Genomic DNA, 6,566 nt, shown 5'->3' with positions numbered 1-6,566 from the left:
TGCCTGGCGTTGCGCCAGATGGCGTAATTGCCCGCATAGGCTTCGACGCAGCCGCGCCGTCCGCAGCGACATAGCGCGCCGTTCGGCCGATGGATCATGTGGCCGAATTCGCCGCCCGAAGAATGGGTGCCGGTGAACAATTCGCCCTTCAGCACCAGTCCCATGCCGATGCCGTGCGACAAAAGGATAGCGATGAAATCGTCGCGGTAACGATCGGGGTCGCGCCAGCGCAGCGCCACCGCCATCATGTTGCAGTCGTTCTCCATTATGGCAGGGATGCCGAACTCGTCTTCGAATATGTCAGCGAAGGCGATGTCGGTGTGCGGCGTGATCGGCGACCACAGCATGGCGCGGGCACGGGTGTCGGTGATGCCCTGGATGGCCAGCGCGATGCGGGCGATGCTGCGCACGTCCAGGTCGGGATCTGCCAGGCGGCGCCGCACGATGGCCGTGCATTCCCCGATCAGCGACTCGCGCGACATCGTCAGCGTGTCCAGCCGGCGCTGTTCCTCGGATATCACCTGGCCGGCATAGTCGATGACGGCGACGGAGAGGAAGTTCAGCGACAGCACCACGGTCATTACCGCGGCCGCTTCCGGATTGAGACTGAGGCCGACCTGCGGCCGGCCGCGTTTGAGCGAGCCGGCCTCGCTCGGCTTGCTTTCGGTCAGGATGCCTTCGACGATCAGGTCGGATGAAATCGCCGAGATGGTCGAATGGCTGAGGCTTGTGGTCGCGGCGATCTCGGTTCGTGACGGCTGTCCGGCGCGGCGCACTGCCGCGATCACCATGGCGCGGTTGCGGCGGCGCAGATCGTCGTGGCGGATTCCGACCGACATGTTCTTTCATATCCTCCCGGTCGCCGCGGTTCCTCCTGCCCCTGGAACGCTGTCGGTGACGCCGGTAAATACTGGCAGAAGCTGCATGCCGTGTCATTTATTTATTCCGAGACTCGAAAAAAACTCGAAATGACATCAAAATCCATCAGAATCGATGTTGACAGCGTTCGGGCGTTGGCCCAGTATTTTTTCGAGGCTCGAAAAAATAGAGCCTCTGTGCCGGCCCTCGGGTCAGTTTGGTCGCGCCATACGCGGCGCAGGGAGGATAATATGAAAAGATTCACGGCCGCCATCCTGGCGGGTGCCGCCATGTCGCTGACGCTCGCGTCTGTCGCGCAGGCGAAGGACAAGGTTGTCGGCGTTTCGTGGTCCAACTTCCAGGAAGAACGCTGGAAGACCGACGAGGCCGCCATGAAGACGGCGATCGAGGCCGCCGGCGACAAGTACATCTCCGCCGATGCGCAGTCCAATCCCGGCAAGCAGCTTACCGATGTCGAAAGCCTGATCTCGCAGGGCGCTAATTCCCTGATCATCCTGGCGCAGGACGCTTCGGCCATCGGCCCGGCCGTGCAGAAGGCGCTGGACGAAGGCATTCCGGTCGTCGGCTATGACCGGCTGATCGAGAACAAGGACGTCTTCTATCTGACCTTCGACAACAAGGAAGTCGGCCGCATGCAGGCCCGCGAAGTGTTCAAGGTCAAGCCGGAAGGCAACTACGTCTTCATCAAGGGCTCCGGTGCCGATCCCAATGCCGACTTCCTGTTCTCGGGCTCGATGGAAGTGCTCAAGGAAGCCATCGACAGCGGCAAGATCAAGAATGTCGGCGAAGCCTACACGGATGGCTGGCTGCCCGCCAACGCCCAGAAGAACATGGAGCAGTTCCTGACCGCCAACGACAACAAGGTCGACGCGGTGGTCGCGGCCAATGACGGCACTGCCGGTGGCGTCGTCGCGGCGCTGACGGCTCAAGGCTTGGCCGGCACCGTGCCGGTCTCGGGTCAGGACGGCGACCACGCCGCGCTGAACCGCATCGCCCTCGGCACGCAAACCGTGTCGGTGTGGAAGGACGCGCGGGAGCTCGGCAAGAATGCCGCCGAGATCGCCTCGCAACTGGCCGACGGCAAGAAGACGAGCGACATCGCCGGCGCCAAGGACTTCACGACGCCGGGCGGCAACACCGTCAAGTCGCTGTTCCTGACCCCGGTTGCCATCACCAAGGACAATCTCAACGTCGTCATCGACGCCGGCTGGATCAAGAAGGACGAAGTCTGCGCGGGTGTCGCCGCCGGCACCGTGGCGGCCTGCAACTGATCCGTACCACTTTGCAATATCTGAACGCCGCGGCCCAAAAGCCGCGGCGTTTTCTCAAAGAATTCTGTTTCCGCATCATGCGGATAGCTTCTAGGCTGGGCTCCGGCATGCGCGTCAGACGGCCAGCCGGTGGGAGGAAACCATGACCGATACGACGTCAAACCCGCAGACCGATACGGCGCGCGCGTCGGAACTCGGCGCCGTCGCCCGGTTCCTGAAGGCGACCGAGATCGACACCCGCATGCTCGGCATGATCGGCGCGCTGCTGGTTATCTGGATTGGGCTGCATGTCATTTCCAGCCTGCGCCTTGGCGTCAATCCGCTCGATTTCGACAGCCGCACCTTTCTCACGCCGCGCAATCTGTGGAACCTGTCGGTGCAGACATCCGCGGTTGCCATCATGGCCTGCGGCATGGTGCTGGTCATCGTCATGCGCAACATCGACCTGTCGGTCGGTTCCGCCGAGGGCCTGATCGGCATGGTGATGGGATTTGCCCAGGTGCATTTCCTGGTGCGCTTTGTCGGGCTCGAACTCGGCAACCCGTGGATCTGGGTCCTGGCACTGGTCATCGGCCTGGCGCTCGGCCTGTTGATCGGCGCTTTTCAAGGCTTCGTCATCGCCTATCTCGAAGTGCCCGCCTTTATCGTGACGCTGGGCGGCCTGCTGGTCTGGCGCGGTGCCGCCTGGTGGGTCACTTCAGGCCAGACCGTGGCGCCGCTTAACGCCACTTTTCAGCTGATGGGCGGTGGGCCGGCGGGATCGATCGGCGCGACCTGGAGCTGGGTCGTTGGGATCGTCGCCTGCCTCGCCGTGGTGTTTGGGCTGTTCAACGGGCGGGTGCAGCGCAAGCGTTTCCGGTTTCCGCTACGTCCGATCTGGGCCGAGGCGCTGCTTGGAGTCGTCACCTGCGGCGCCATCATGGGTGCGGTCTGGCTCGCCAACTCCTACCCCTGGCCGATCGGCATCGTGAACAGATATGCGGCCGCCAACAACATCACCGTTCCCGAAGGCGGCCTGTTCATCGCCCACGGTATCGCGATACCGGTGCTGATGGCTGTCGCCGTCGGGCTGGTCATGACCTTCATCACCAACCGCACCCGTTTCGGCCGCTATGTGTTCGCCATCGGCGGCAATCCCGAGGCGGCCAATCTCGCCGGCATCAACACGCGATGGATCACCATGAAGGTGTTCATGATCATGGGCGTGCTGGCCACGATTGCCGCGGCGATCTCCTCGGCCCGGCAGAATTCGGCCACCAACGTGCTTGGAACGCTCGACGAACTGCTCGTCATTGCAGCCGCCGTGATCGGCGGCACGTCGCTTGCCGGCGGATCGGGAACGATCATCGGCGCCATGCTGGGCGCCCTGCTGATGCAGTCGCTGCAGTCCGGCATGGTGCTGCTCGGCGTCGACTCGCCGCTGCAGAGCATCGTCGTCGGGGCCGTACTGGTCATCGCCGTGTGGCTCGACACCGTCTATCGCAAGCGCGTCTAGGAGGGCATGCCATGAATGACAAGACTGCTCCTGCAGCCACCGCGCTGATCGACATGAGGAACATCTCGATCGCGTTTGGCGGCATCCGCGCCGTCGACGACGCCTCGATCGATCTTTTCCCCGGCGAGGTCGTGGCGCTGCTCGGCCACAATGGCGCCGGCAAGTCGACATTGATCAAGATCCTGTCCGGCGCCTACAAGCGCGATTCGGGCCAGATCTTCGTCAACGGCGAGGAGGCATCGATCTCCAATCCACGCGACGCCAAGAAATACGGCATCGAGACGATCTACCAGACGCTGGCGTTGGCCGACAATGTCGACGCCGCCGCCAATCTGTTCCTCGGCCGCGAGCTGATGACCGCCTGGGGTACGCTCGACGACGTTGCCATGGAGGCCGAGGCGCGCAAGGTGATGGGCCGGCTCAATCCCCGCTTCCAGCGCTTCAAGGAGCCGGTGATCAAGCTGTCGGGCGGCCAGCGGCAATCGGTGGCGATCGCGCGTGCGATCCTGTTCAACGCCCGCATCCTGATCATGGACGAGCCGACGGCGGCGCTTGGTCCGCAGGAAACGGCGCAGGTCGGCGAACTGGTCAAGCAGCTCAAGTCCGATGGCATCGGCATCTTCCTGATCAGCCACGACATCCACGATGTGTTCGAGCTTGCCGACCGGGTCTGCGTCATGAAGAACGGTCAGGTCGTTGGCACCGCCCGCACCACCGATGTCACCCAGGACGAGGTGCTGGGGATGATCATTCTTGGCAAATGCCCGCCGGGCGCCATTCCAGGACCGGGTGCGCTGAAGATCGCAGCCTGAGATCAAGCCAGCTCGCCGTTGCCGGACACGTGATATGCCAGCCGTAAGGATGGCTTGGCCGTGGCATTGTGTTGGCACGGCGACTTGCCCATAAAGGTCCGATATCGCTCAGGGACCGCACGATCCGTTGAAGAAGCTTTTCCCGATCATCGCCTTTATCGCCGTCGCACTAATCAGCATGGTGATGGCAGGTTTCGCCTATTTCGCCACACAGGAAGCCGCGCGCATCAAGTTCGAGGCGACTGCCGACGACGCGCTCAACCGGATCGAGAGCCGCATCGACCTGCATCTGTCGCTGCTGCGCTCGACGCAGGCCCTGTTCGACGCCCGCAATGGCGATATTTCTCGCAATGAGTTCAAGGCGTTCTTCAACGCGCTCGATGTCGACAAGAATTTCGCCGGCTTGCGCGGCATCGGTTTCCTCAGGCTGGCAAAGACGGGCGACAAGGCGACGGTCGAACGCGATATGCTGCACGATTATGGCGTCAGTCATCCAATCTACCCGGATACCACGCAACCCTGGCGTACCCCTATCGTGCTGTTCGAACCGCTGGATCCATCCAACCAAGCCGCCATCGGCTACGACATGTTCAGCGAACCGATGCGGCGTGTGGCGATCGAAAAGGCGATGTCCGACGACCAGCAGCACGCCAGCGGGTTGGTGCAACTGGGCCAGGACACGGGCGCCTCGCAGACGTTCACCGGCTTCTTCGTTTTCGTGCGGCTCAATGTCGAAACCGCTCCCGACGTCATCAATGCTTCGAGATCCTCGACATCAGGTTTTCTCTATGCGGCCTTCCGGGCTCGCGATCTGTTCCAGACCGCGCTCAGCCGGTCGCCGCTACTGCCGGTCAACACCGAAATCTATGACGGCGATGGTGCCGTGAGCGGCGACAATCTGCTGTTCCGGTCGGAGACGCCGCCGGCTTCGACTTTCGGGGACAGGCTGCTGGTCACCCGAAAGATCATCGTCGCCGGACGGCCATGGACTGTCCTGTTCCGGCCGACAAGCGCCTTCTCGCAGCCGTCGTCGCGCGCCATTCCGGTGATGCTGGGGCTATTCGGCCTGCTGTTGGCGGGCGCCATCGCGCTGGTGGCGCGATATCAGGAGCGGGCCTATGAGGCAGCGTCGCGGTTGCACGAAACCACGGAAAAGAGCCTGATCGAAAAAGACCTGATGCTGCAGGAGATGAAGCATCGCATCAAGAATTCGATCACCAGGGTGCTGGCGATCGCGCGCCAGACGGCATCGCGGGCTACCGACGTCAACGAGTTTTCCGCATCTTTCTCGGCCAGGCTGCAGGCGATGGCAGCGTCCCAGGACATGCTGACGCGCTCTCGCTGGCAGAAGGCCGATCTTGGCGATCTCTTGCGCATCGAACTCGGCCAGGTGTTCGGCAAGGAGTTGCCCGAGGGGCTGCTGTCAGGGCCGCAAGTGCTGCTTGACGAAACCACGACGCAAGCGCTCGGCCTGACCTTCCACGAACTGGCGACGAATGCGCTGAAATACGGCGAAGCCGGCAATTCCGTGGGGGCACTGAAAGTGGATTGGTCTCTGGAGGGGCGTGGGCGCGACAGGACGCTGGCCCTCAACTGGCGCGAAAACGGGCAGAAGAAACTCGAAGCTCCCGCCGAAACCGGCTTCGGCACCAAGCTGATCGATCTCAACGTGACGCGCGAATTACGCGGTACGATCAAGCGCGACTACCAGGCCAATGGGCTGAACGTGGAAATCAAAATTCCACTCGCCAATTGAGCGCGACCTTCTCCCGAAAAGGATCAAGCGTCCGGACATGAAAAATCCGAAGGCCAGCAGACCAGCCTCCGGATCGACGTTTCGATTATCGCCGAATTAGTTGCAGCGAGCCGTGTAGATCCGGCCGCGATGATCGCGATATTGGCAATAGCCGTTGCGCAGATTGCGCACCAGCAGGCCGGAACCGGCGCCAACGGCCGCGCCGATCAGCGCGCCCTTGCCGCCGCCGACCAAGCCGCCGACACCGGCGCCGATCAAGCCGCCGCCAACCACGTCCTGTTCGGTCGAGGTGCAGCCGCTGACGGCAACCACCGCAACCAGGGCAATAATCATCTTCCGCATAGAGTCACTCC

Annotated in this window: 6 protein-coding genes; 4 read left to right on the top strand and 2 right to left on the bottom strand. The window is 62.7% G+C overall.

Going from position 1 to position 6,566, the window contains the following annotated elements; genetic code table 11:
* On the bottom strand, positions 1–839 hold an 839-nt coding region (locus EN984_RS17850), incomplete at its 3' end, for an ROK family protein (protein ID WP_164765509.1).
* Between the two features lie 270 nt (positions 840–1,109).
* Here EN984_RS17850 and xylF point away from each other — a divergent pair.
* The 4 genes from xylF (at position 1,110) to EN984_RS17830 (ending at position 6,213) form a co-directional block, all read left to right on the top strand.
* Entirely contained in the window at positions 1,110–2,150 is a 1,041-nt protein-coding gene (gene xylF / locus EN984_RS17845; RefSeq protein ID WP_013529274.1) for a D-xylose ABC transporter substrate-binding protein, read from the top strand.
* 142 nt (positions 2,151–2,292) lie between these two features.
* Positions 2,293–3,645 carry a sugar ABC transporter permease gene (locus EN984_RS17840; protein WP_127267718.1) on the top strand — a complete coding sequence of 451 codons (1,353 nt, stop codon included), beginning with the start codon at positions 2,293–2,295 and terminating at the stop codon, positions 3,643–3,645.
* 11 nt (positions 3,646–3,656) lie between these two features.
* Positions 3,657–4,457 (top strand): ATP-binding cassette domain-containing protein, encoded by an 801-nt coding sequence (locus EN984_RS17835; RefSeq protein ID WP_127267717.1) that lies wholly within the window; start codon positions 3,657–3,659, stop codon positions 4,455–4,457.
* 127 nt (positions 4,458–4,584) lie between these two features.
* Positions 4,585–6,213, top strand: a complete 1,629-nt coding sequence (locus EN984_RS17830) for a CHASE domain-containing protein (RefSeq protein ID WP_127267716.1) — start codon at positions 4,585–4,587, stop codon at positions 6,211–6,213.
* 96 nt (positions 6,214–6,309) lie between these two features.
* Here the strand turns inward: EN984_RS17830 and EN984_RS17825 are convergent, their stop codons facing one another.
* Positions 6,310–6,555: a membrane lipoprotein lipid attachment site-containing protein gene (locus tag EN984_RS17825; RefSeq protein WP_023810994.1), complete on the bottom strand. Its 246-nt coding sequence runs from the start codon at positions 6,553–6,555 to the stop codon at positions 6,310–6,312.
* Positions 6,556–6,566: the final 11 nt, after the last annotated feature.

The organism is Mesorhizobium sp. M7A.F.Ca.CA.004.12.1.1 (assembly GCF_003997835.1).
GTDB lineage: Bacteria > Pseudomonadota > Alphaproteobacteria > Rhizobiales > Rhizobiaceae > Mesorhizobium.
Note: the sequence above shows the minus strand (reverse complement) of the source record. Positions and strands in the feature narration are given on the sequence as shown.

Excerpts from the sequence above, each read along its gene's own strand:
- xylF (WP_013529274.1), top strand. The coding sequence starts at position 1,110 with ATGAAAAGATTCACGGCCGCCATCCTGGCGGGTGCCGCCATGTCGCTG.
- EN984_RS17840 (WP_127267718.1), top strand. The coding sequence starts at position 2,293 with ATGACCGATACGACGTCAAACCCGCAGACCGATACGGCGCGCGCGTCG.
- EN984_RS17835 (WP_127267717.1), top strand. The coding sequence starts at position 3,657 with ATGAATGACAAGACTGCTCCTGCAGCCACCGCGCTGATCGACATGAGG.
- EN984_RS17825 (WP_023810994.1), bottom strand. The coding sequence starts at position 6,555 with ATGCGGAAGATGATTATTGCCCTGGTTGCGGTGGTTGCCGTCAGCGGC.